Genomic DNA, 20,778 nt, shown 5'->3' with positions numbered 1-20,778 from the left:
ACCCGGCGTGGAACCGGGTCGTTGCCTATCACGGTCGTGTGTTCGTGAGCGGACGAACCGTTGGTGTCTGATTTGCGACTATTCAGCGTAGTTCTCGGCGGACCATCGCGTTGTCGAAAGCATAATATGGAGAGCCGCCATGGCCGACGATGTTGATCTTACGGAGCTGGATTACGATTTCTTAGGTTTTACCTTTCAGCAGAACGAGCAGTACAGAAAGTTCAACAAATATATCGAGAAGCACGCATCGCCACTCGATGCTTCGATGTTGCAGTGGGATCTAGGCGATCCCGAAGTTGATGAAGGACTGCCGAACGGCATTCTCATCGCCTTCCGAAGCATGGGATCGTGGATGGTGGTGAACCATGAGACTGCCGACAGCCATGCCGGCAAATTCGATTCGCTGAAGCAGAAATACTTGGCGGCCAAGAACAGCTACAGGCGTCAGATTGTCGGTCTCCTGAAACAAATACAAAGCCACCCGACCGGCCGGGCCCTGCTTGACGAATTCGGCACCAGCAAACCATCGTTCGCGAGAATTCGCCCATATAACCTGGATGACGCCAACGCACTGACGGTGGCCGACGACCTTGATCAACAGCAATATATTATTGCCCGCGGTACCCGCCTAAGTGCCGATCCAAAGAAAAAGGACCTGTTCAAAGTCGTCGGGAAAGGCGGAGGCGCAAATTGTGATGTCCTGTTTTCGCCCGAGAAAGCAGAGCTTCTTCGAAAGAAATTCAAGAAGGCTCACCATGGCCATGCCCCCGCGATGGCAACCGACGAGGTGCTGTACCACGAACTCGTTCACGCCTCACGAATGATAGCCGGCGTGATGAACTTTGCCCCAGCAGACCATTGGTACCAGGATTCTGAAGAGTATCTCGCGGTCATTTTGACGAACATATACGTGTCCGATAAGGGCGGGCCCCCGCTCTTCAGAGCGTTTTATGGGCCGACCGAAGGCCCCTATAAAGGCAAGGATCCTGCGCCCGATGATGCGTTGTGGGAAGCGGCTGTCTTCCTTGATAATCCGCAGAACACATCTCCATCGCCTGTGCAGCTAATCGAGCGGTTCAGGCTCAGCCAGCCCGACCTGTACTGGAGGCTCGCCCATCTGCCACCCATGGGCGGGTTGGTAAGGAAGTACAATTGGATTTACTGGTACGACCAAATCCGGATCAAAGGACGGACGCGGCCGCGCAGGCCGATGGTCGGTCGACCGTGAAAAATCTCCCATCGAAGCCGCAATGTCACGGCGCTCCGGGCCACCACGTTGACGGCGAGTTTATGGCCGAGCGATCCCGGCAAGACTGATTCCAACATAAACGGGCCATTGGCTCGTCGCGCGGGCTCGAAGCCGTCGACCAAGGCTGCCGATCAGCAGGCCTGACGCCGCGCTACGCGGCGAATCCGATGTCACCTGGAGAGGTCTGGACGATTGAGGGAATCGTCTCGGTAGATGGCGAATGCCAGCGAGCGCCGCTTACGCCTTGGCCGCAACGTAGCCGTAATAATTCATCAGAAAATCCGCAAGGGGCAGGGGCTTCAGAGCCCCGCCCTTGCTCGGGTGCGGGATCGCGTAGTCTCCCTTGCCCCAGGTGAAGATCGTTGTCGTCACGTTTCCGTTCGACACTTGAACCCTGTCGCGCAAGACGACCCAGTGCCGCGTGAGCACGGAGCCTTCGTCAGACTGGTCGTCATATTCGATCATATTGGCGCTTATGAATAGGCATACGCGGTATCCGCCGGCGAGCAGGGCGTTGGCTTCCATGACGTTGTCGATGCCCTTGCTGAATTTCAGATTGGTCTCCTCGCGCACGTCCTGGTATCCAGCCTTGCGGAACCATTGCTCCATTTCGCTCGGTACGGTGATTCCAGCGACATCGCTTATTCTGCCGGTGTCGTCAAAATCGAGGAACCAATTTTCGGAGTCGCGAATGGAGGCGCATGTCAGCCAATCAACGTGGTCCAGCGAGTAGGGCGGCGTGTAGTTCTTCACGTCCTTTCCAGGCTTGATCAGCAGGCGGCCGAGGCTCGCTTGCCCCTTCTGATACATGTCGATGGCGAACCGCGCATACTGCCCCGGCTTGTCGGATGCGTAGCTGAACATCAATGCGGACGGTCCGCACAGGCTTGCCTGATCCTGATCGATGAGGCTCGGCTTCGCAATGCGCCTGAGAATGCCTATCCCGACGCGGTGCGGGTCGAGCTTCGGAAAGAACGTCGTCCTCGTGTTCTTCAGGAAATCGCAGACCATCTCCGCGGCGAGCTTCTTTTGATCCGAATTGAGGTCGTACGGACCAACCCCCAGCCACTTCTTCTTTTCGTCGCCGACGAAGAGCGTGATGAGCTTTTTTGAAGTCGGCGAGAGCGTTCTGGAGGTGCTCGCAATGGTCATCAGGTCGTCCAGCTCGAATGCGGTGACCGTGCCGTCCGCGACTGTCGCCCTGATGATGTCAACCACTTCCGCGTAATCTAGCTTTGAATCGTCGATCAAACCCTTGCGAAGCGCGGCATCGACGGATGGGGTCGTGATTCCATCCCATTGACCTTTTGGAGAGGGAGGCTTGGCGGCCGCCTTCGTCGAGAGGTCAACGAGCCTGCTGAAAGTTGGCCCGCCAGGCCGAATATAGCCGTCAGGCGTGCCCGGGAAGTTCTTTTGCTGGAAATACAGAATTGAGGTGTAGAGGCTGTCGCTGGCATGACCTGTCACGACCACTTGCGGCTTGAGCGTGGTCTCCGCACCCCCGTCGGAAATGGCGATCTTGTTGAGCAGCGAGATGACCAGCTCCTGGTCTTGCTTCCAGTTCTGGCAGCTGCGACCCGTCGCCGCAAACCGACCGACCTTGTCTTTCAACTGCGGCATATCGCCTCCCAGATCCGGACCGCAGATCTACGGTCCGCGTCAGCGCGTGCCTCTCGGCTTGGAGCCGAGCAAATCGTGCGTCCCACTGACGCTCAACGTTCCCGAGCACTCGAAGCCCCCGAAAATTCCGCAGGAACCGGTGACGGTGACGCGCAGGTCCTTGCGCTGATACAGGTCGACCGATATGCCAAATCGCGAAAAGTCATTGGCGCTGTTCGGCAGGATCAGGTCGATGTGATCGATCGCCCAGCGCGGCAAATTGGGGTTGCTCTTCCAGAACAGCTCATTGACGGCGTGATGGCCGAAATTCGGTCCGACCGTGAGAGCGCCGTCTGCTCCCTCAAACACGAAGCCCGTCTCGTCGATGTGAACGTTGACGCGGTCGGGCGCTACCGCGAAATGTAGCGATGTGATGTCTTGCGGCTGCGGGTCCTTGCCGAACTGCGCACTGTAGTCGTCGCTCCATTGCGCTCGGCCGCGCCCAAGCCCGAAGCCGTGCCGGCCCGGAAGATCTCGCGCCGAGAGCGGCCGGTCGGACAGCTTTGGGCGCCAGATTTCCCGAAATCCCTTGCCGATCGTGGCCGCCATCGACAGATCGAGCGCCCAATGCGACGGTTTCTCCGGGCTTTTCCCTTCGGCGAAGGCGTCGAATCCATCCGACGTCTTGGCAATCCGCAGCACCTTGACCAGGTCTTCCCAATCCTTCGGCAGAAACGTGACGCCGTCGAGCGTGCTCGTCGCGGCCGCTACGCCGTACTTCTCCAATTGACGGCGGATATAGGCTTTTTCGTCGTAGAGGCGGACATTGGGATTCGGCCCCGCGAAATATTTTGACAGATCGATCTGTGGCCGAAGCATGGTTAGCCGCGCGGCGATCTTCCGGTAGGTGTCGGTCGTTGTCGGGTCGGTGGTCGTCACGGGGCCATCCTCAGAGCAAAGCCTGTCTCCGATTGGTCTGGCCCGGACGGGACCGGGTTCAACTGAACCTCCCAACCGGAAAAGCCGACCACTATTCGTGGAGCGGTGTAAAGAGCAAGGACGATCCGATGTCACTTCGGAGCAGGGTGCTAGACGTACTCCACGGCCCGGCGGTCGCGCGCATGCGCTTCCGGTTTCCGATCCGTGGCAGCCACGTAACGATTGCACCGCAAACGTTCCATCACGTCGCGCGCGCGATCCGGTTGGGACAGGTCAGCGTCAGGGTCCCGACGGACCTCGCGGCAGGTGTTGCGGCGCAATATAACGATGTCGCGCGAACACGAGCGGACGGTACTGTCGTCGCGGCGAATACGCTGGAGGTGGTGTCGGCAACGGGCCGGATGGACGAAGCCTATATCGTCCATGAGGCCTTGCATGCGGCTTACGATCTGCTGCGCACCGGCCTTGACGCCAATGCGGAGGAGGCGTCCGCCTATGTCTGCACTGCGCTTTATTGCCGCATGACAGGTCTACCGCGACCTCGCTGGGCGAACGGCCCGATCTACGCCAACGCCGCCGAAGTTGCCCGAACGCTGCTATCACAATATCAGAAAGGTGATCCCGGCATTCCCTGGGTCGGCGAACATGAATGGCGGATGCTGCGCGCCGGTGTGGGCCTTAATTCGGTCTATGCCAGTGGGCCTGGCGGCATTCTCACCGGATGGCTCCTCGGCCAACAATACACCCACGACGGCTGATGGGACGGGGCCGGATCCGCTCCACAAACTGCTGGCCGGCGGGCTAATCGCTGCCAGTTCGTGCCGAGGTTAACCGCCGTTGAAGGTGTTAGGCAACCAGCAGACCTAGTTTGCCGACCGTCGCCAGCGAGCGGTCAACACTCTGTCGGGTTGAGAGTAGCAACGGCTCGGCGGGCTGCCCGGCATCATCCACTTGCTTGACCTGGATGGTCGGTCCGAAGGTTTCGGTCATTTCGGCCGTGATTTGCTCGATCGTTCGAGAGCCGTCGAGCAGTTGCAGGAAGTGGCGCGTCCTGTCGTCTTCCAACTGCACCGTTTGGTGGAGCAGGTTGGTGACCAGCGGTCCGGTCTGCGCTTGTCTGCGAGCGAGTAGGCTCGCCTGCGGGCAATCCGTGACTTCCGTCACGAGAAAGGGCGGTGATTTCAGAAAGGAGATCTCGCCGCTGCAAGCTAGGATATAGAGCGCATCCGTCAATATCCGTTGGTCGTCGCTTGTTTGCCGGCCTTCCAACAGCGCCCGGGCGCCATCGAGCAGTTCAGTGAACGAGAGCGCGCGAGGCCAGGCCCGGCCGAGACAAAGATGTGCAGCCTTCAGGAGCGGATTGGTCACCGTGATTTGGCTGCCGTCCTGATTTTCAAACTCCATTTCGGAATCGTCGGTCAGGCAGGTGTCGGGTCGACGTTGGCTCGCGGTGCTTAGCAGATAGAACCGGGTGATGAAGTCGAGATCGACCCGGCGGCGAAGGGAGATGCCCTCGTGGCAGAGCAACGTACGCCGAAACCCGTTGCCGTCGATGAAGTCCTGATATTGATCGCGCGCCATGAATTCGTTTTCGGGAAAGCGCTGCAGCGTGGCGCGCACCTCTTCAGTGTAACCCGCAAGATAGCGTCGTGAAAAATCGGCGTCGCTCAGATACTGCAGCCCATGTCGGCCAGCATCTTCGACGACTTCGTGTAGTAGGAAGGCTGTCGCGCCCTGGTCGAGATCGTCGTGAAAAAGCAATTCATCCGGAGCCTTGAGAACACGGTTGCATTGATCGCGCATGACCGCACCGTGCACTGAGTTGGACTTCGTCCCCTCGCTGAGAAACTTCACGATGGCGCGCGCTTGTCCAACCTTCTCCTTCATCCCCGTTATGCTCCGGGTGTGGTAGCGCATCATGTCGCGAACCATGTCGCGAAGGTGCGAGAACGGGTGCGCGTTATAGCTGACGTAGCAGAGCCCCTCGGGTGCCAAATTCCGTTTGAAAATGGTCATCATCTTCTCGCGCACGATCGGCGGTACCCATGAATACACGCCATGAGCGATGATGTAGTCGAACTGTCCGAAGGCCGCGTCGACATCCATGATGTCGCAATGCAGAAGCCTGATGTTGTTCAGGCCCAATGCGGCGATGTTTCGCTGCCCGCGTTCGATGGTAACGCCACTCAGGTCGATACCGACGAACTCGCTATCCGGATATTGGAAGGCCATGGGCAGCAGATTGCCGCCAACGCCGCAGCCGAGCTCCAGAACCCGGCAGTGCTCGACCGGAGCCGGCTGCATGCCGTAGACGGTCGCGATCGTTGCCAGTTGGTTTGGGTGAGTGAGCCCGTAGACATGCCCGGGATAGTACACCTCATCGTATGGTGTGATGCCGGTGGTTGGCTGGCGGTGTTCGGTCTGGATGTTCATCGCAGTCAGTTCCACGAGTATGCAAACTTGTCGTTCACGATCGAGACGCGCGTCTGCTTGATTTCCTCCTTGGCGAGAGACTTGCTGAGGAATTCACGCGACAGTTCTGGCAACAGCGTGTTGGTGATGATGTTATCGATCATCCGCCCGCCGGAGTCCGGATCGTTGCAACGGGATACGATGTGCTCGACGACCGCATCGTCGTAGCCGAAGGCAGCCTTGTGATTATCGCGGAGGCGCTGTCCGATCCGGTCGAGCTGCAATCTGACGATTCCGGCAAGCATCTCGTCCGAAAGCGGAAAGTACGGGATCGAAACTATGCGTCCAAGTAACGCGGCAGGGAACACCTTCAGCAATTCGGGCCGCAGCAGCCTGGCGAGTTCTTCCGGCTCGTTGCGATACTTTGGGTCTCGCGCCAGGCCCATGATGAGATCAGTGCCGACGTTTGTGGTCAGAATGATCAGTGTGTTCTTGAAGTCGATTCGCCGGCCGTTGCCGTCCTCCATGACCCCCTTGTCGAACACCTGGAAGAAGATCTCATGGACGTCAGGATGGGCCTTCTCCACCTCGTCGAGCAGGATCACGCTGTAGGGCTTGCGGCGAACCGCTTCGGTGAGCCGACCGCCTTCACCATAACCGACATAGCCCGGAGGCGCGCCTTTCAAGGTCGAGACCGTGTGCGCCTCCTGGAACTCCGACATGTTGATCGTGATCATGTTCTGCTCGCCGCCATAAAGGGTTTCGGCAAGTGCGAGGGCGGTTTCCGTCTTGCCCACGCCGGGACGGTCCGGCCAGCATGAAAACGCCAATCGGCTTGGACGGGTTGTCCAACTTGGCGCGGCTGGTCTCAATTCGTTTCGCGATCATCGTCAGCCCGTGAGACTGGCCGACGACGCGGCGATTGAGAATTTCAGGTAGCTTCAGGACGGTCTCGATTTCGTCGCGCATCATTCTGCCGGTCGGAATGCCGGTCCAGTCAGACACGACAGAGGCGACCGACTGCTGGTCGACATGGGCATAGATCATCCGCTTTTCCGGATTGATGCCCTCCAGTGTCTCAAACTTGCCACGCAACTCCACGCGTTTCGCTGCTCGATCGGCGTCTCCGTTCTCGGAGAGGATCTCGCGAATGCCGCGAATGTCCTTGACGAGTTCCTGTTCCATTGCCCAGTCGGCTTCAAGGCCGCTCAGCTTGTCCTTCAGCGCGGCTATGTCGCCGTCGACCTCGGCAATCCGCTCGCTGTTCTCGTCCCCGAGGTCACCATCGCTGACCAGCGCTGACCGTTCGGCTTCGCGAGCGGCGATAGCGACGCGAGCGTCCTCGATCAGAGCCGGCGTCGCACTTTGACTGATGGCGACTCGCGCCGAAGCTGTGTCCAGCAGGCTGACCGCCTTGTCCGGCAACTGTCGGGACGGAATGTAGCGATGCGACAGGTTGACCGCGGTCACGATCGCAGCGTCCGAAATGCGAACGCCGTGGTGCTTTTCCATCGGGCCGAGGAGACCGCGCAGCATGATGCAGCAGGTCTCGACATCCGGCTCATCGACCTGGATCGGCTGGAAGCGTCGTGTGAGCGCGGGATCCTTTTCGATATATTGGCGATATTCTGCCCAGGTGGTGGCGGCGATGGTACGCAGCGTGCCGCGGGCGAGGGGAGGCTTGAGGAGATTGGCTGCGTCGCCGGTGCCGGCCGCGCCACCGGCGCCGATCAGCGTGTGAGCTTCGTCAATGAACAGGATAATCGGGGTCGGCGAGTTCTGCACCTCGTCGATCACCGAGCGCAGGCGTTGCTCGAATTCACCCTTCATCGAGGCGCCGGCCTGCATCAGGCCGATATCCAGCGCGCAGAGCCTGACGTTGCGCAGTGGCGGTGGCACCTCGCCAGCGGCAATGCGCTGGGCAAATCCCTCGACCACGGCGGTCTTGCCGACGCCGGCTTCGCCGGTGAGGATCGGATTGTTTTGCCGCCGGCGCATCAGCACGTCGATCAATTGGCGGATTTCGTCGTCTCGCCCGAGGATTGGGTCCATCTCGCCCGATCTGGCTTTGGCGGTGAGATCCTGGGAGAACCTGTCGAGCGGCGTTGTTCCCTTGGGATTTGCCCGGTCGGCACCGTCAGAGCCGGCACCGGCCAATCCGGTGCCGTCCATCGGACGCATCGTTTCTTCCTCAGAGCCTCCGCAGACGGCGCGGTGCTCCGCTGCCAATGCGTCTACGTTTATCTTGGCGAACTCCTGCGAGATGTTGTTGAGGGCACGACGGATCTCATTCGATTTCAGTCCGGCGACCAGGAGATGGCCAGTGCGGATCTGAGTCTCGCCGAAGAACAGCGTGGCGTAGTGCCAGCCACGGTCGAGAATATCGATGACCGAATTGGCGATCCCCGGCATATCGGTTTCGTTCTTGCGGAAGCCGTTGATGACGCCTGCGAGATCAGACAGCAGCCGCGCGCGGTCCAGCTTGTAGTGGTCCGCCGCGAGGCTGAAGTCGGTCCTTTCCTGTTGCAGGATGTGAAACAGCCAGTGTGCGAGCTCGACGTTGCGGTTGCTCGCGCTCTTAGCGTGACGCAGGGCCTGTATGAAAGCATCGTAGCCGGCGCGGTTCAGCTTTCCAGTCACGGCCTCGAGGCTGATGTCGGTCACGGTGGGCCTCCTGCTCAATTGCCCCGGGGCGATGCCCGGCTCATCTTGGAAATTGGCGCGAATTCCATGATGTTAGGACAGTCGGACCGGTGCCTAGGTTCAAATCGGCGGGGCGTCTGTCGCGGTGCTTCGCCGGGCTCTCAGACGCTCGGCAAGGTGAAAGCGAGCATCGCGGCGATATTCCTCGGTCGAGGCCCGGTTCGGTGAAACCCAGCTGGTCCACCCAAGGCGTCCGCTCTGTCCAAGCTTCATCGGGACGACTGCTCCCGCCGGAATGGCAAGTTCTACCTCCCACTCGAGTTCGTCGCCGATATAGAAGTACACGGCGTCAGCTAGGGGCTCGGACAAGTTAGGCGCTTCAGTGGGCAGGAACTGCTCGTATTGAGCAAAATCCTTCACGAAAACGCGAACCCTGATCTTGTCTTCGACGCTGAACACCCGCGAGCCCAGAAGCGCGTCGTGGCCGAGCCTGGCGTGCGCCGCGCCGAGGCGGCTGCAGTGGCTTGCCTCGAATGGGAGCCAGGTGCCGACAAATTCGTCGATCTCAACCCTGACATCGAACAGCCCCTGCAGCAGCCGGGCCAGTCGTGACGCGGATTTCGCCCTGGGTGCGACCAGTCCAGCGAAGCTGAGCTTCGCCATGTCCGGTACCGTGTCTCGATTGGTAAAGATATCAGAGCCAAGGCCGGCAAAGGAGCCCACATAGGCGATGAAGCGGTCATCCGATGGCCTGTCATGCTGCGCGATCGGCCGCGCGTCCGCCCAGGCACGAAAGAACAATTGCAGAAAGCGTCCATTGAGAAGGTCGAGAAAGCGCGGAAAGGCGTCGTCTCGCATCAACTGCCAACCGACGCTCTCGTCGGTGGTGGCCAGAGGCAGCGCGCCTTGCGGTCCGAGGAGACCGAGGAATTTGACCAGGATTCTGAGCCTGCCATCGCGGTCGTCGACTGAGCTCAGATTGGACGCGGGAAATTCCAGATAGGGGGTTTGACCGAGGTCAACAAATTCCTCGCGACGCGCGGCACTGTCGCCGATCCGCGGTCGATCTGGATTGGATCGCTCGAGCTGGCGGAGCGTCTGGAAGAAATCGAACCGCCAGGGCTCGGCCTTCATTTGATCGATTAGCATCACAGCGGCCTCCGGGTGCCCATGCGGGTCGGCCAGCGCATGATCTCGCCGCGTTCCGAAGTCGATATGACCGTTTGGGTGAAAGTGTTGAAGCCCGAATAGTCGGCGAAAAAGCGCTCCAGGACCGCCCCGAGCAGGAACACGCCACTGCCTTCGAATGCCTTCTCGTCGAGTGTGACGGTGATCTCCAGGCCGCGCGCTGCGCCACTGCCGGTACGCTCACGCACTCGCCGCACCACGGGCCTGCTCTCGACGCTGCGCACGCCACGAATCTTTCGTTCCGTAGCGTCGTCGAACTGGTCGGCGAATAATGACAGCATCTCCCGCAGTGCTCCGGCGTTCTTGCCGCCGCTGCGTTCTACGAGGCCGAGATAGTTCAAACTCAGCATGTTGATCAGGCGCCAACTGACAACACCGCTATTGGCGATTTCACTGCGACTGCGCAACTGCGCCACCACTGGCTCGCGTGGCCGGGTGGGCCCGGCGATGCACATCAGCTCGAGCGAGGTGTCATCCAGCAGGCGAAAGTCCGCTCCGCCTTGGCCGACCGGCAGATGTTCCGTGAGATGCCGGTTGGAGCACAACGCCCGGACGCTCAGTTCGGCGGCAGATCCGTCGCCGCTCAGGTCACCAGGCTCGAGCAGCGAAAGGAACATGTCTGTCCCGGTGTAGTCGGAGGCCGTGCCATATGTCTTTTCCTCGACGGTGCGGCGCCGCGGTAGCCGACGAACGGTAAAATAAAGTCCCTCGACCGATGTGGCCGTGCGGTCGACTGCGGCGGAGTACAGCGGACGCACCTGCCGCTTGTCTTTTTCTGCGGGGAAGTGCGCGTAAACCTCCAGTACCTGGTGCGGCTCGTATTCGAGATAGCGGCTTCGGTCGGGCACCACGTGGTATTCGTGCGTATTCGATTTGACAGGGATGCGATCGCTGGTTTTCTCGAACAGGTTGATTGCCGGGGCAGTGTAGAGACTGAAAGTCTCTGCCCGGACGTAGGCCGCAAGCCGTGAGTTGTGCTCATCGAACGCGAAGACGATATCGATTGACTTGCCGCGCAACCGAGGCATCACAGCGCGAAGTCCCGTCAGATTGATGCCAAGGAACTTGCGCGGAAACACGAAATACTCCCGCAACAACTCCGAGCCGCGAAAGACCCGGTTATCGTTAGGAAACAGGGATTCGTTCTCGCCGAAGCCGACCTGTTGCACACAGTCGTTCGGGGCCCGGATGACGACCGGATCGCCGAAATCGTCGAGATAGCGAAAGTAGACGCTGATGCAGTTCGAGGTCAGCTGTTCGTAGAGCGCGACAGCGTCGGATTCGGCGCCGGTAAGATAGATGGGCAATTCGCTGGTGCGGCAGCCCGCGAACCAGGTTTCCGGCTTGTTGCGAGCCTCCGCGTCCGCCGGCTCTTCGTCGAGCCGCGCGGCGGTACGGTGGGTCATGGAGAGCCTGAGCCCCGCAATGACCTCTCCGCCGATTGGAATCCCGAGGGCCTGCAATGCGCCCGCGGTCGCAAAATATTCGGCACCGGTGACGTCAAAGGGCCAAAGTACGATATCGCGGCAAAGCCTGAATCGGCAGGCGAGGCTCCGTTCCCTTTCGCGATAGCTCGCATCGAAGTAGGCGCCCCGCGCGATTTTCCTGCCGTCGCGCAATGCCGGATCGGCATAGGGTGGCTGTGCCTTGACCAGCATGGCAGATGGAGTTGGCGCGAGATAGTTCGGAACCAGCTGTTCGAGCAGGTTTGCCGTGAACTCCGGAAATTCGTGCTTGAGCTTGAGCTGAACGCGAGCAGCAAGGAACGCAGCTCCTTCGAGCAGCCCCGAAATCATTGGATCTGAGCGATCGCGGATCAGCCCGCCGAGGCGTTCGGCGATGCCAGGATATTCCTCGGCAAAGTCTTCCGCATGCTCGTACAGCAGCGACAGTTCACGGTTGTAGAAGTCGAGGAATTCGCGATTCATGCTATAGTCGATTGATCTGGATGTCGCCGCTGTCGAGGTCAACGTCCGCGACGAATTCTACGGGCACGTTGAGCGGCTCGCACTTCAGGTCGGATTGCACGACAAAGCGCAGCTTGAGCTGTTCGGGGCCCACGGAGGTGTCACGGCGCACCCGGATGGACCTGCGATCGAGTCGCGGCTCGTACGTCGTAAGTGACATGCGCAGGGCGTCGCTGAGCTCTTCGTCCGTGACCTCGTCGATCGAACGGTTTGCGATGTCGGGAAAACCATAGTTTAAAATCGAGGTGCGAACGTGGCCGCGGCCAGTCAGATCGAGCGTCGATTCGAGGGCAATGGTATTAAGGAGCGTTTCAACGTCATGCGAAACCTCCCGCCGTAGCACCGTCTCCGAGATCGGGAAACGACCAGTGCTGCGCCGTCCCGCTATGACTCGCTCACCGAACTGATCGCGCAGTTCGAGTGGCTTGCGCGCATCACGAGCGTCATAAGCCGCACGAAAGGCCAGCATCAATGGCGGAGAGAGCCGGTCCTTCTTTGGCGTAACAGTCATTGACAATCTCCGTACGGCCAACGCCGATTGCCATACTTGGCAACCGGCGCCAGACAGGGAGCTTACGATCAGGCCCATTCCTTGTTGGCCGGAACGTCCCAGCCGAAGGTCGGCGATGCGCCGGCGCCACCCTTGTCCGTCTGGGTCTTGTAGGTCATCTTCACCTTCGCGAAGTTCAAGCTCACATTTTCGGTGAGACGATCTTCGCCATGGGATCCGCCGGTCGATACGCTGGAGACCAGCACGTGCTTCATCTCGATCTTGAGATACTCCAGCGGATTTTCACCGGCCTTGCGGACAGTGAGGATCGCGGTATCGATGTGCTTGCCGTTGGCGCAGACCTTGAACAGCTCAGGCGTCGCCTTGTCGACGAAGTGCGTGAAGTGGAGATCCTGAACGTTGACCTTGCCGGCGCCACCGCCTGACCCGCTGTGGAAGGTGCCGCTCTGGCTCTCGCCAAAGGACCAGCTCAAAATGTCGATTTCGTCCTTGTGTTTGTCGTCGAGCGACTCGCCCTTGATCGGGTCGAGTTTCAAAAAGATATCGACAGCCATATCATAGCCCTTTCAAAAACCTGGATGAGTGACAGTTGCGATAACGCGGCGTCAGGAGCTCGGGCCTGGAAGGCGGGAAACAAGGCTGAGGCCGACGTCCATCGCTTCCAATTGAAAGTGTGGACGGAGAAAGAAGCGCGCGTTGTAGTATCCCGGGTTCTCCTCGTTTGCTATGACCTCGACCTTCGCAGCGGCCAGCGGCTTGCGCGCCTTCTGCGCCTCTGACGATAGGGCCGGATTGGCATCAACGTACTCGTTGATCCAGGTTTGCAGCCAGACCGTCAGCTCATCCTTTTCCTTCATGGATCCGATCTTGTCGCGAACCATGCATTTCAGGTAGTGCGCAAAGCGGGACACTGCGAACATGTAAGGCAGACGTGACGACAGGTTGTCGGATGCGGTTGCGTCCACACCCTTCTCGCCGAAGTATTTCTTCGGCTTGTAGAGCGACTGGGCACCGATGAAGGCGGCCTTGTCGGTGTTCTTGCGGTGGATCAGCGGGATAAGGCCCGCCTTTGCAAGCTCGTGCTCGCGGCGATCGCTGATCGCGATTTCGGTGGGGCATTTCAGGTCAACGCCACCATCGTCAGTCGGGAATGTGTGCGTCGGCAGGTTGATGACCTCGCCGCCCGACTGCACACCGCGGATGCGCGTGCACCAGCCGAACTCCTTGAAGGCGCGGTTGATGTTGACTGCCATCGCATAGGCGGCGTTGATCCAGCCGTACTTATCACCGGTGTGTCCGTCCGTCTCCTCTTCGAAGGCGAATTCTTCCACGGGCTCCGATTTGGCGCCGTAGGGGAGGCGACCCAGCGCGCGCGGCATGCAAAGGCCGAGATAGCGGGAATCGTCCTGATCGCGCAGTCCCTTCCATGCGGCGTATTCCGGTGTGTCGAACACCTTGCCGATGTCGCGAGGGTTGGACAGTTCGGTCCACGAGTCCATTCCCATCAGGGTAGGCTCGGCGCCGCTGAAGAAGGGGGCATGCGCGGCGCCGGCGATCTTGCTGAGGTCGCGGAGCAGCTGCACGTCGGTCGGGAGGTGGCTGAAATAGTAGTCGCCGATCAGGCAGCCGAACGGCTCGCCGCCGAGCTGGCCGAATTCGTACTCGTAGATCTGCTTGAACAGCGGGCTCTGGTCCCAGCGCGCATCGGGATAGAGTCGCAGGTTCCGATACAGCTCGCTCTTGGAGACGTTCATCACCCGGATCTTGAGGTTGGCGTCGGTCTCGGAACTGAAGACGAGGTAATGGAGGCCGCGCCAGGCACTTTCGATCGCCTGGAATTCGGGTGCGTGCAGGATCTCGTTCATCTGCGCGGTCAGCTTCTGATCAATCCGCGCGATCATCTCCTCGATGGTGTCGAGCACGTCCGACTTGATGACGCTGGTGTCCTTGAGCGCCTCTTGAACGAGCGTGGACACCGCGTTCTCGACCTCGGTCGCCGCACGTTCGGTGCGCGGCTTGAAGCTTTGCTTCAGCAGGGCAGCAAACTCGTCAGCCTCGACGGTCCCGACCTGGGTGGTGGTCTCTTTATGGGTAGCTTCTTTTGCCATGGTCCCCATCCTTCCCTTAGCTGTTGGTGTCGGGTTCGGTGGACTGGCTGGCCGCGCGCTCGCGCAGTGCGGCCATCAGTTGAGGATCGGCGAGGAGTTTCTTCAGCTGGTCCTCGGCACCCACCTTGCCATCCATGTAGCGCAGCAGGTTGGCGAGCTGTTCACGTGCTTCGAGCAGTTTGGCCGTCGCCGGCACCTGGCGAGCGACCGCCACAGGCGTGAAGTCGGACATCTTGTTGAAGCGCAGGTTGACGGAGATCTTCTCGTCAGAGTCATCGCTCAGACGATTGACGACGCGCGTCGTCACGCCGGGCTGGATCGCCGTCATGCGATTGTCGAAATTGTCCATGTCGAACTCAAGGAACTTGCGCTCCTCGACCTTCGCCTTCTCGACGCCGGGGTTGTTGCCGGAAAGATCGGACAGGACGCCCATGACAAACGGCAGTTCGATTAAGCGTTCGGCGTCGTATGGATCTTCGTAAGTGATGTGCACGCGCGGTGCGCGGTTTCGGCGAATAAATTTTTGGCCGCTGTCGGTTGCCATTGGGGTGCCCTCTTCACAAAAATCTCTGCGGAAGCCGACTTGCGCGACGCAGGCAGGGAAGTGCCCGGGTCTTCTTCGGCAAAGCTTCCTTTCGTTTAGTTAGTCCCTTCGAATGGAAGGCGGGTTCAATTCGATTTGTCGATCGCCTTCAGAGCGCCCTCTGGCAGGACTTCGTTCAGCAGGCTGAGGAAATCTCGTTGTGCGAGTTCGCGTGCACGATCGACCAGGAAGGGGATCGGGCTGGACGGCTCCGCGGTCCGGAAGAAAGACGCTACCTTGCTCAGCAAGTCCAACGCTTGGGCTCTGTTTTCTGTTGCAAAAACAACGTCTTGGGTGTCGTTTTCCGTCGTGGATGGGAGCGATGTGGCGAACTCCGCCATGCGCTCGATCGGCAGGTCAAATACCTTGTCGCGACCGATATTGATGGCGGCGCTCTCGACGTGGGCGGGCATCAGCATCCGCATCACTTCGATAAACGATTTGCCAACCATGTCCTGTGCCTGCCGCACCAGCAGGAGTGCCGGGCTCGACGGTTCCCTTCGAGCGAAATATTCGGCAGCGGCCGCCAGCGCCGCGGATGCCTGTCCGGGCGAGGTCACGGCGCCGGCGATTTCGATCGGAAGCTGCGGGCCGTCTTGGGCAGCCTCGTCCGGCGAGGGGGCGGCCGCTGCCGGATCGCGTGCGGTGACCAGCGCCGCGAGCCAGTTGGCCATGCCATTCGCGACGCCCGCCAACCTGTCGAGACTGATGGGTTGCCCCGAATTCAACTTCTCGTGCCAAATCGATTTGATGCCGGCAATCTCGGCAGCGACCGCGGAACAGCGGGTACTCACCGCTTTGAGGGTGTCGAGCTCGGTCTCGCCGATGATGCGTTCAATGCTTCCGAGATCGGGCATGTCGACGTCGGCCTCAGCGGCGGGAATTTCGCCCTTGGCAATCTGATAGGCACGGTAGTTGAGGCTGCCGTGCCTGCGATTTTCGATCAGGGGAAGGAATTGGAGCGGGTTGATCACCGTCGGAAACACGTCGATCGCCTCGACGGTGACGGCGCGAAAAGCATAGTCGCCGTCCTCGCCCCTCGGGTGAACCGCATCCCATTGTTCACGCAGCAGCACGGTGGTCGCCTTCAGGCAGCTGAGAAAGCCGTCGAGATCGCGGTTCAAGATGGAGAATTTGGCGAGCAGCATGGTCAGGCGCAGATCGCGGGTGCGTGCCAAGAGCGGCTGCGCAGCGGCGAATTGGCCGGCAATGTCGATGGCCTTTGGGTCGAATCGTCCGCGCTCTCCATTGGCGTTGACGACCTCGAAATACGACATCGGAAGCAGCGATTCCGCACCTGCGAAGAAATTGAGGTACTGGACATCCCCGGCCGCATCGAGGTCAGGCCCGCAGGGATCGTCCGGGGCTATGGGCTGGGTCAGGGATGTGACATCGAGCATGCAAAGATGGTCCGTCTACGGGCCCTAGCCCCTTTACCAAGACCGTCACAAGTGGCGGATCGGACGGGGATCATGACCCCGTCGTCTGTTTGGTCAGATCAACGATGACCTCGGTTCATTCCCGGCGGCCAGGACCGTTTCGCGTGAACCAACAAGCTCTTGGAGCCGACTACATGAATGCCGGGATAGTTCCATCGGGCGCGTACTTTGGCGCGTCAGGAGCGGGCGACCCCAGGCGGACTGGTCGGTCGTCCTACCGATGGCTGGCTCGGATTTCGGTTGTTTCGTGCTTGACGACCTGATGCGCCGGTTGCGCGGATCGTGCGGTCAACCAAGGAGTTTAACGCCCACATGGGCCAGCTTACCCAGGATACCCGCCTTTGCGAGCTCAAGACCCCCCTTGGCAAGGACGTTCTGGTTTTTGTCAGGTTCGAGTCCTCTGAAGGTCTGAGTGAACTGTTCGAACATCGTATCGAGTGCTTCAGCGAGGACGCCGATCTCGACTTTGATCGCGCGATCGGCCAGCAGTGCACGCTTACGATCAAGTTGCACGGGAAGGAGCGCGAGTTTAGTGGCATTCTCACGGAAGCGCAGTGGCTCGGGGTCAAGAACGACTATTTCAACTACCGGATCGTGCTGAGACCCTGGTTATGGCTGCTGTCGCGCACCACCGATTGCAGGATTTTTCAGGACAAAAAGGCGCCTGACATCATCAAGGAGGTCTTCAACGAGCGCGGCTTCACGGATTATGAGTCCAAGCTTACTGAAGAAGGCTCATGTCCAAAGCTCGAGTACTGCGTTCAGTATCGCGAGACCGATCTGGATTTTGTATGCCGGCTGATGGAGCAGCACGGCATCTACTACTTTTTCAAGCATGAGGGTGGCAAGCATACGCTGGTGCTGGCTGACTCCAAGTCCTCGCACAGCCCAATCAACGGTCTCGCAAAAATCCCTTATGTCCCGCTGACCGGATCCGACCGCCGCGAGGAGCAGCATATTTATGAATGGGTTTCCGAGCGCAGATTTCGTACCGGCAAGTTCGAGCTCAACGACTACAACTACCAGAAACCCAACGCGCAGATGATCAGCGACGCCAAGGGTTCTGAGCACTACACGCGATCCGAGATGGAGTTCTACGACTATCCCGGCAAGTTCAAGGAGAAATCCGACGGCGAGCGATACGCCAAGATTCAGCTCCAGGCCGAGCAGGCGATGGATCGGCGCCGCCGCGGCAACGGCGACGCCGTCAACCTGTTCCCGGGAGGACTAACCAAGCTCGAGAAGCATTCGAGAGACTCGCAGAACGTTGAATATCTCGTCGTACGAGCAGCTCACTCGTTTTCCATCGAGTCCTACCGCACTGGCGGTCCCGGCGACGGCGGACAGCACGTCTACTTCGGCAGCTATGAATTTCTGCCAAGCGATCGGCCGTTTCGATCTCCCATGATGACGCCGAAGCCGAGGATCAACGGTATCCAGACGGCCAAGGTCGTCACCAAGGACGACAATTCGAGCGAGGAAATCGACGTCGAGTCGTTGGGCGAAATCTATGTTCGCTTTTTCTGGGATCGAAAGAAGAAGCGGTCGTGCCGGTTGCGCGTGGCCCAAGTCTGGTCCGGCAAGCGCTGGGGCGGTCAGATCATCCCGCGCGTCGGCCAGGAAGTCGTCGTGGAATTCCTGGAAGGAGACCCCGACCGGCCCTTGGTGATCGGCACGGTGTATAACGATGAATACAAGCTGCCCTACGATCTACCGTCCAAGAAGACGATCGCGGGGTTGAAGTCCGACTCGACCAAGGGAGGGGGCGGTTACAACGAATGGAACTTTGAGGACAAGAAAGGGTCCGAGAAGATCACCCTGCACGCCGAAAAGGACTACGACGTAACGGTCCGCGACACCGAGACCAGGACCATCGGTGAAGCCGCGTTCGGCGGCGATACCCGCAAGACCACACTCAAGAACGGCAATGACAAGCTTGATATCGAATTGGGTGGTCAGCACATCAAGCTGGCGATGGATCAGTCCGTCAACGCGGGGCTGAGCATCACCCTCACGGCCAATGTCAACATCACCCTCCAGGTTGGTCCCAGCCAAATCATCCTGTCCCCCGCCGGAATCGTCATCAACGCACCGACCATCACCATGACCGCGCAGGCCGCCATGACGCTCGCGGCCGGCGGCCCGTTGGTTGCCCACGGCACACCAACCATTGTCGGCTGACGGCCATGGGTCAAGTTCGGTTCAGCACAGTCCGCGATCTGTTTGAAGCCTATCCGCTGGCGCGATACGACGTCGGCAGCGCCACCCCGGACAAGTTCTCGTTGGATTTCCTGCAGGAGGTCGCTGATGCAGGCAACTGGCATCAGGCTGTATCCTTCTGCGCGTACCTGCTCCCCAGGCGCGTGGCCGTCGCCTGGGGATGTCGCTCGCTGCGGCAGATGTTCGACAACTTCGACGGCAACGAAGGCAGGTCACTCAGCTTTGCCGAGACCTGGGTCCAGCAGCCAGACGAGCAATCGCGTAACAAGGCGTTGGCGGTCGGCAACGCCAACGATCCCGAGCAGCCGGCGACCTGGCTGGCGCTGGCGGCGGGCTGGTCTGGCGGGAGCGTCGTCCCTGCGGAATTTGCCCCGGTCGAAGCCAAGCCAGATCAGACGGCGCGGGCGGTTCGCGCGGCTCTTTTGATCGGACTTTGCCGGCTTACCCATGAGTCCAGGGACCGGATAATGACGGCCTGCCTGGAGGATGGTATTCAATTGGCCCGCGGCGAACCGCGCCCTCTGCGCTGACGAGACGATGTGATGGTGCTTCGCTTCAACATCGAGAACGAGCCCAACCTCCCCGATGGCGGACCCGTTTCATTTACGGTCACCGGCCAGCGCTCGGTCGATATAGGCCGCGATCGTCATCTCGATTGGACTTTGCCCGATCCGTCTCGGATGATTTCGGGAAAGCATTGTGAGGTCCATTATCGCGACGGCGGCTACTGGTTGCACGACGTCTCGACCAACGGCACCTTTCTTAACGGCGCAGACCAGCGCATGCGGGGAGCGCATCGGCTACGCAATGGCGATCGCCTCGTCATCGGCCACTATGTCATTGGCGTTTCGCTGGACCTGGACGAGCGTGCCGAGGGCACTCCGAGCCATGGCACGCAGCAGCAAGCTTCTCTCGCGCAGCAGCACGCCGATTACCACGAGCTGTGGGCTCCCGGCCGCGACGTGCCGCCGCCAATCGACCCCCAGCAGTTGAGAAAGCCGCGCGAAGCAGCGCGGCCCGTCAATGCGGAGTTCCTGGACTGGGCGGCGAGCGTTCCGCCGGCGGGCGTCGACCCCGTCCGGCATTCGCCCCAGATGCCTCAACGAGGGCCGCCTTCGCACGACGACATGAGCTGGGCAGCCGGTCCGGTCGCCACGCCTCAACCGCCGGCCGACGTGCTGCGCGCGATGCCGACGCCGCGCCGACCATCGGTCTGGGTCGACGATGAAGCAGCTGTCCCGCCACCGTCGGCGCCACCGGCAGGGCATGCGGGAGCGCCGCGGCCGCAGGTGGCCGAGCCGGTACCGGCTTCGGCCACCTCGATCGGCAATCCCGAATTCGCACGCCTGGTGGCCCGTGCTGCCGGACTGCCGGAGAATTTCTTTGCCGACAAGACCGAGGCCGAACTCGCGGAGCAGCTGGGGATCATACTGCGCATGACCGTGGAAAATCTGATGGCCCTGCTGCAGGCGCGGACCCAGGCCAAGCAACTGACGCGCAGCACCAGTCAAACCACCATCCAGGCTATCGAGAACAATCCGCTGAAATTCTCGCCGACCGCGGAAGACGCGATGCGTATCCTGTTCGGGCCGCCGACGCGCAGTTACCTCGATGCGCCGCATGCCTTCGCGCAGGGCTTCAAAGATCTCAAATCCCATCAATTGAAGACTTATGCGGCAATGCAGCATGCCGTCGGGGGGCTGATCGCCAGTATCGATCCAACGCTGGTGGCGCGCGAGCTCGAGCTTCAGCGCGGCGCAAGATCCTTTTTCGGCTCGAACAAGAGTAAGTTGTGGGATGAATTCTTGACGCGCTGGAAGGCGCATCTTGGTCGCGACGAAAGCGCGCCGATCGATACTTTCATGCTTCATTTCTCTGAATATTACGACCGCGCAGACAAGTCGGGGTCAAAGTGAACTG

General features: G+C 60.2%; 15 protein-coding genes and 1 pseudogene. 5 read left to right on the top strand and 11 right to left on the bottom strand.

All coding sequences use genetic code 11. The features are described from left to right. The first annotated feature begins 139 nt into the window (after positions 1 to 139). Positions 140 to 1,228, top strand: coding sequence for a M91 family zinc metallopeptidase (locus ACVIGA_RS09095; RefSeq protein ID WP_456666117.1), 1,089 nt, complete (start codon positions 140 to 142; stop codon positions 1,226 to 1,228). 258 nt (positions 1,229 to 1,486) lie between these two features. Here the strand turns inward: ACVIGA_RS09095 and ACVIGA_RS09090 are convergent, their stop codons facing one another. Together ACVIGA_RS09090 and ACVIGA_RS09085 are read right to left on the bottom strand one after the other, a co-directional pair. Beyond that, on the bottom strand, positions 1,487 to 2,869 hold the full coding sequence (locus ACVIGA_RS09090; RefSeq protein WP_456666116.1) for a hypothetical protein: 1,383 nt from the start codon (positions 2,867 to 2,869) through the stop codon (positions 1,487 to 1,489). A gap of 39 nt (positions 2,870 to 2,908) precedes the next feature. Continuing rightward, positions 2,909 to 3,787, bottom strand: a complete 879-nt coding sequence (locus tag ACVIGA_RS09085; protein WP_456666115.1) for a hypothetical protein — start codon at positions 3,785 to 3,787, stop codon at positions 2,909 to 2,911. Positions 3,788 to 3,969: 182 nt separating this feature from the next. Between ACVIGA_RS09085 and ACVIGA_RS09080 the strand changes: the two genes are divergently transcribed. After that, positions 3,970 to 4,545 (top strand): hypothetical protein, encoded by a 576-nt coding sequence (locus ACVIGA_RS09080; RefSeq protein WP_223975657.1) that lies wholly within the window; start codon positions 3,970 to 3,972, stop codon positions 4,543 to 4,545. 88 nt (positions 4,546 to 4,633) lie between these two features. On the opposite strand, the gene ACVIGA_RS09075 is transcribed toward ACVIGA_RS09080, so the two are convergent. The 9 genes and pseudogenes from ACVIGA_RS09075 to ACVIGA_RS09035 all read right to left on the bottom strand — a co-directional run bounded on the left by ACVIGA_RS09075 (position 4,634) and on the right by ACVIGA_RS09035 (position 16,599). Continuing rightward, positions 4,634 to 6,220: a methyltransferase regulatory domain-containing protein gene (locus ACVIGA_RS09075; RefSeq protein ID WP_456666114.1), complete on the bottom strand. Its 1,587-nt coding sequence runs from the start codon at positions 6,218 to 6,220 to the stop codon at positions 4,634 to 4,636. Positions 6,221 to 6,225: 5 nt separating this feature from the next. Continuing rightward, positions 6,226 to 8,863 (bottom strand): annotated as a pseudogene (gene tssH, locus ACVIGA_RS09070) (type VI secretion system ATPase TssH). A gap of 99 nt (positions 8,864 to 8,962) precedes the next feature. Further along, on the bottom strand, positions 8,963 to 10,027 hold the full coding sequence (gene tssG, locus ACVIGA_RS09065; RefSeq protein ID WP_456670771.1) for a type VI secretion system baseplate subunit TssG: 1,065 nt from the start codon (positions 10,025 to 10,027) through the stop codon (positions 8,963 to 8,965). Further along, complete coding sequence (tssF, locus tag ACVIGA_RS09060) at positions 9,991 to 11,958, bottom strand: type VI secretion system baseplate subunit TssF (RefSeq protein ID WP_223975661.1); 1,968 nt, start codon at positions 11,956 to 11,958, stop codon at positions 9,991 to 9,993. Before tssF ends, tssG begins: the two co-directional genes overlap by 37 nt. Before the next feature lies 1 nt (position 11,959). Continuing rightward, positions 11,960 to 12,508, bottom strand: a complete 549-nt coding sequence (gene tssE, locus ACVIGA_RS09055) for a type VI secretion system baseplate subunit TssE (protein WP_456666113.1) — start codon at positions 12,506 to 12,508, stop codon at positions 11,960 to 11,962. A 68-nt stretch (positions 12,509 to 12,576) separates the two neighbouring features. Beyond that, the gene (locus ACVIGA_RS09050) at positions 12,577 to 13,062 is read right to left on the bottom strand and encodes an Hcp family type VI secretion system effector (RefSeq protein WP_223975663.1); all 486 of its coding nucleotides are present in this window, start codon (positions 13,060 to 13,062) and stop codon (positions 12,577 to 12,579) included. A gap of 51 nt (positions 13,063 to 13,113) precedes the next feature. Next, positions 13,114 to 14,616 carry a type VI secretion system contractile sheath large subunit gene (tssC, locus tag ACVIGA_RS09045; protein WP_375776696.1) on the bottom strand — a complete coding sequence of 501 codons (1,503 nt, stop codon included), beginning with the start codon at positions 14,614 to 14,616 and terminating at the stop codon, positions 13,114 to 13,116. A gap of 16 nt (positions 14,617 to 14,632) precedes the next feature. Beyond that, positions 14,633 to 15,160 (bottom strand): type VI secretion system contractile sheath small subunit, encoded by a 528-nt coding sequence (gene tssB, locus ACVIGA_RS09040; RefSeq protein ID WP_223975665.1) that lies wholly within the window; start codon positions 15,158 to 15,160, stop codon positions 14,633 to 14,635. Between the two features lie 125 nt (positions 15,161 to 15,285). Next, positions 15,286 to 16,599 (bottom strand): type VI secretion system protein TssA, encoded by a 1,314-nt coding sequence (locus ACVIGA_RS09035; protein WP_456666112.1) that lies wholly within the window; start codon positions 16,597 to 16,599, stop codon positions 15,286 to 15,288. A 351-nt stretch (positions 16,600 to 16,950) separates the two neighbouring features. Between ACVIGA_RS09035 and ACVIGA_RS09030 the strand changes: the two genes are divergently transcribed. Genes ACVIGA_RS09030 through tagH form a run of 3 tightly spaced genes read left to right on the top strand, consistent with a single transcriptional unit; the run spans position 16,951 to position 20,774 of the window. Further along, on the top strand, positions 16,951 to 18,819 hold the full coding sequence (locus ACVIGA_RS09030; RefSeq protein ID WP_456666111.1) for a type VI secretion system Vgr family protein: 1,869 nt from the start codon (positions 16,951 to 16,953) through the stop codon (positions 18,817 to 18,819). A 5-nt stretch (positions 18,820 to 18,824) separates the two neighbouring features. Next, positions 18,825 to 19,388, top strand: coding sequence for a DUF6931 family protein (locus ACVIGA_RS09025; RefSeq protein ID WP_456666110.1), 564 nt, complete (start codon positions 18,825 to 18,827; stop codon positions 19,386 to 19,388). A 12-nt stretch (positions 19,389 to 19,400) separates the two neighbouring features. Next, positions 19,401 to 20,774 (top strand): type VI secretion system-associated FHA domain protein TagH, encoded by a 1,374-nt coding sequence (gene tagH / locus ACVIGA_RS09020; protein WP_456666109.1) that lies wholly within the window; start codon positions 19,401 to 19,403, stop codon positions 20,772 to 20,774. Positions 20,775 to 20,778: the final 4 nt, after the last annotated feature.

It is taken from the genome of Bradyrhizobium sp. USDA 3240, assembly GCF_054063295.1.
Note: the sequence above shows the minus strand (reverse complement) of the source record. Positions and strands in the feature narration are given on the sequence as shown.

Coding starts and splice junctions, on each gene's coding strand:
- ACVIGA_RS09050 (WP_223975663.1), bottom strand. CDS start 13,062: ATGGCTGTCGATATCTTTTTGAAACTCGACCCGATCAAGGGCGAGTCG.
- ACVIGA_RS09090 (WP_456666116.1), bottom strand. CDS start 2,869: ATGCCGCAGTTGAAAGACAAGGTCGGTCGGTTTGCGGCGACGGGTCGC.
- tssC (WP_375776696.1), bottom strand. CDS start 14,616: ATGGCAAAAGAAGCTACCCATAAAGAGACCACCACCCAGGTCGGGACC.
- ACVIGA_RS09030 (WP_456666111.1), top strand. CDS start 16,951: ATGGGCCAGCTTACCCAGGATACCCGCCTTTGCGAGCTCAAGACCCCC.
- ACVIGA_RS09025 (WP_456666110.1), top strand. CDS start 18,825: ATGGGTCAAGTTCGGTTCAGCACAGTCCGCGATCTGTTTGAAGCCTAT.
- tagH (WP_456666109.1), top strand. CDS start 19,401: ATGGTGCTTCGCTTCAACATCGAGAACGAGCCCAACCTCCCCGATGGC.
- tssE (WP_456666113.1), bottom strand. CDS start 12,508: ATGACTGTTACGCCAAAGAAGGACCGGCTCTCTCCGCCATTGATGCTG.
- ACVIGA_RS09035 (WP_456666112.1), bottom strand. CDS start 16,599: ATGCTCGATGTCACATCCCTGACCCAGCCCATAGCCCCGGACGATCCC.
- tssB (WP_223975665.1), bottom strand. CDS start 15,160: ATGGCAACCGACAGCGGCCAAAAATTTATTCGCCGAAACCGCGCACCG.
- ACVIGA_RS09080 (WP_223975657.1), top strand. CDS start 3,970: ATGCGCTTCCGGTTTCCGATCCGTGGCAGCCACGTAACGATTGCACCG.
- ACVIGA_RS09075 (WP_456666114.1), bottom strand. CDS start 6,220: ATGAACATCCAGACCGAACACCGCCAGCCAACCACCGGCATCACACCA.
- ACVIGA_RS09095 (WP_456666117.1), top strand. CDS start 140: ATGGCCGACGATGTTGATCTTACGGAGCTGGATTACGATTTCTTAGGT.
- tssF (WP_223975661.1), bottom strand. CDS start 11,958: ATGAATCGCGAATTCCTCGACTTCTACAACCGTGAACTGTCGCTGCTG.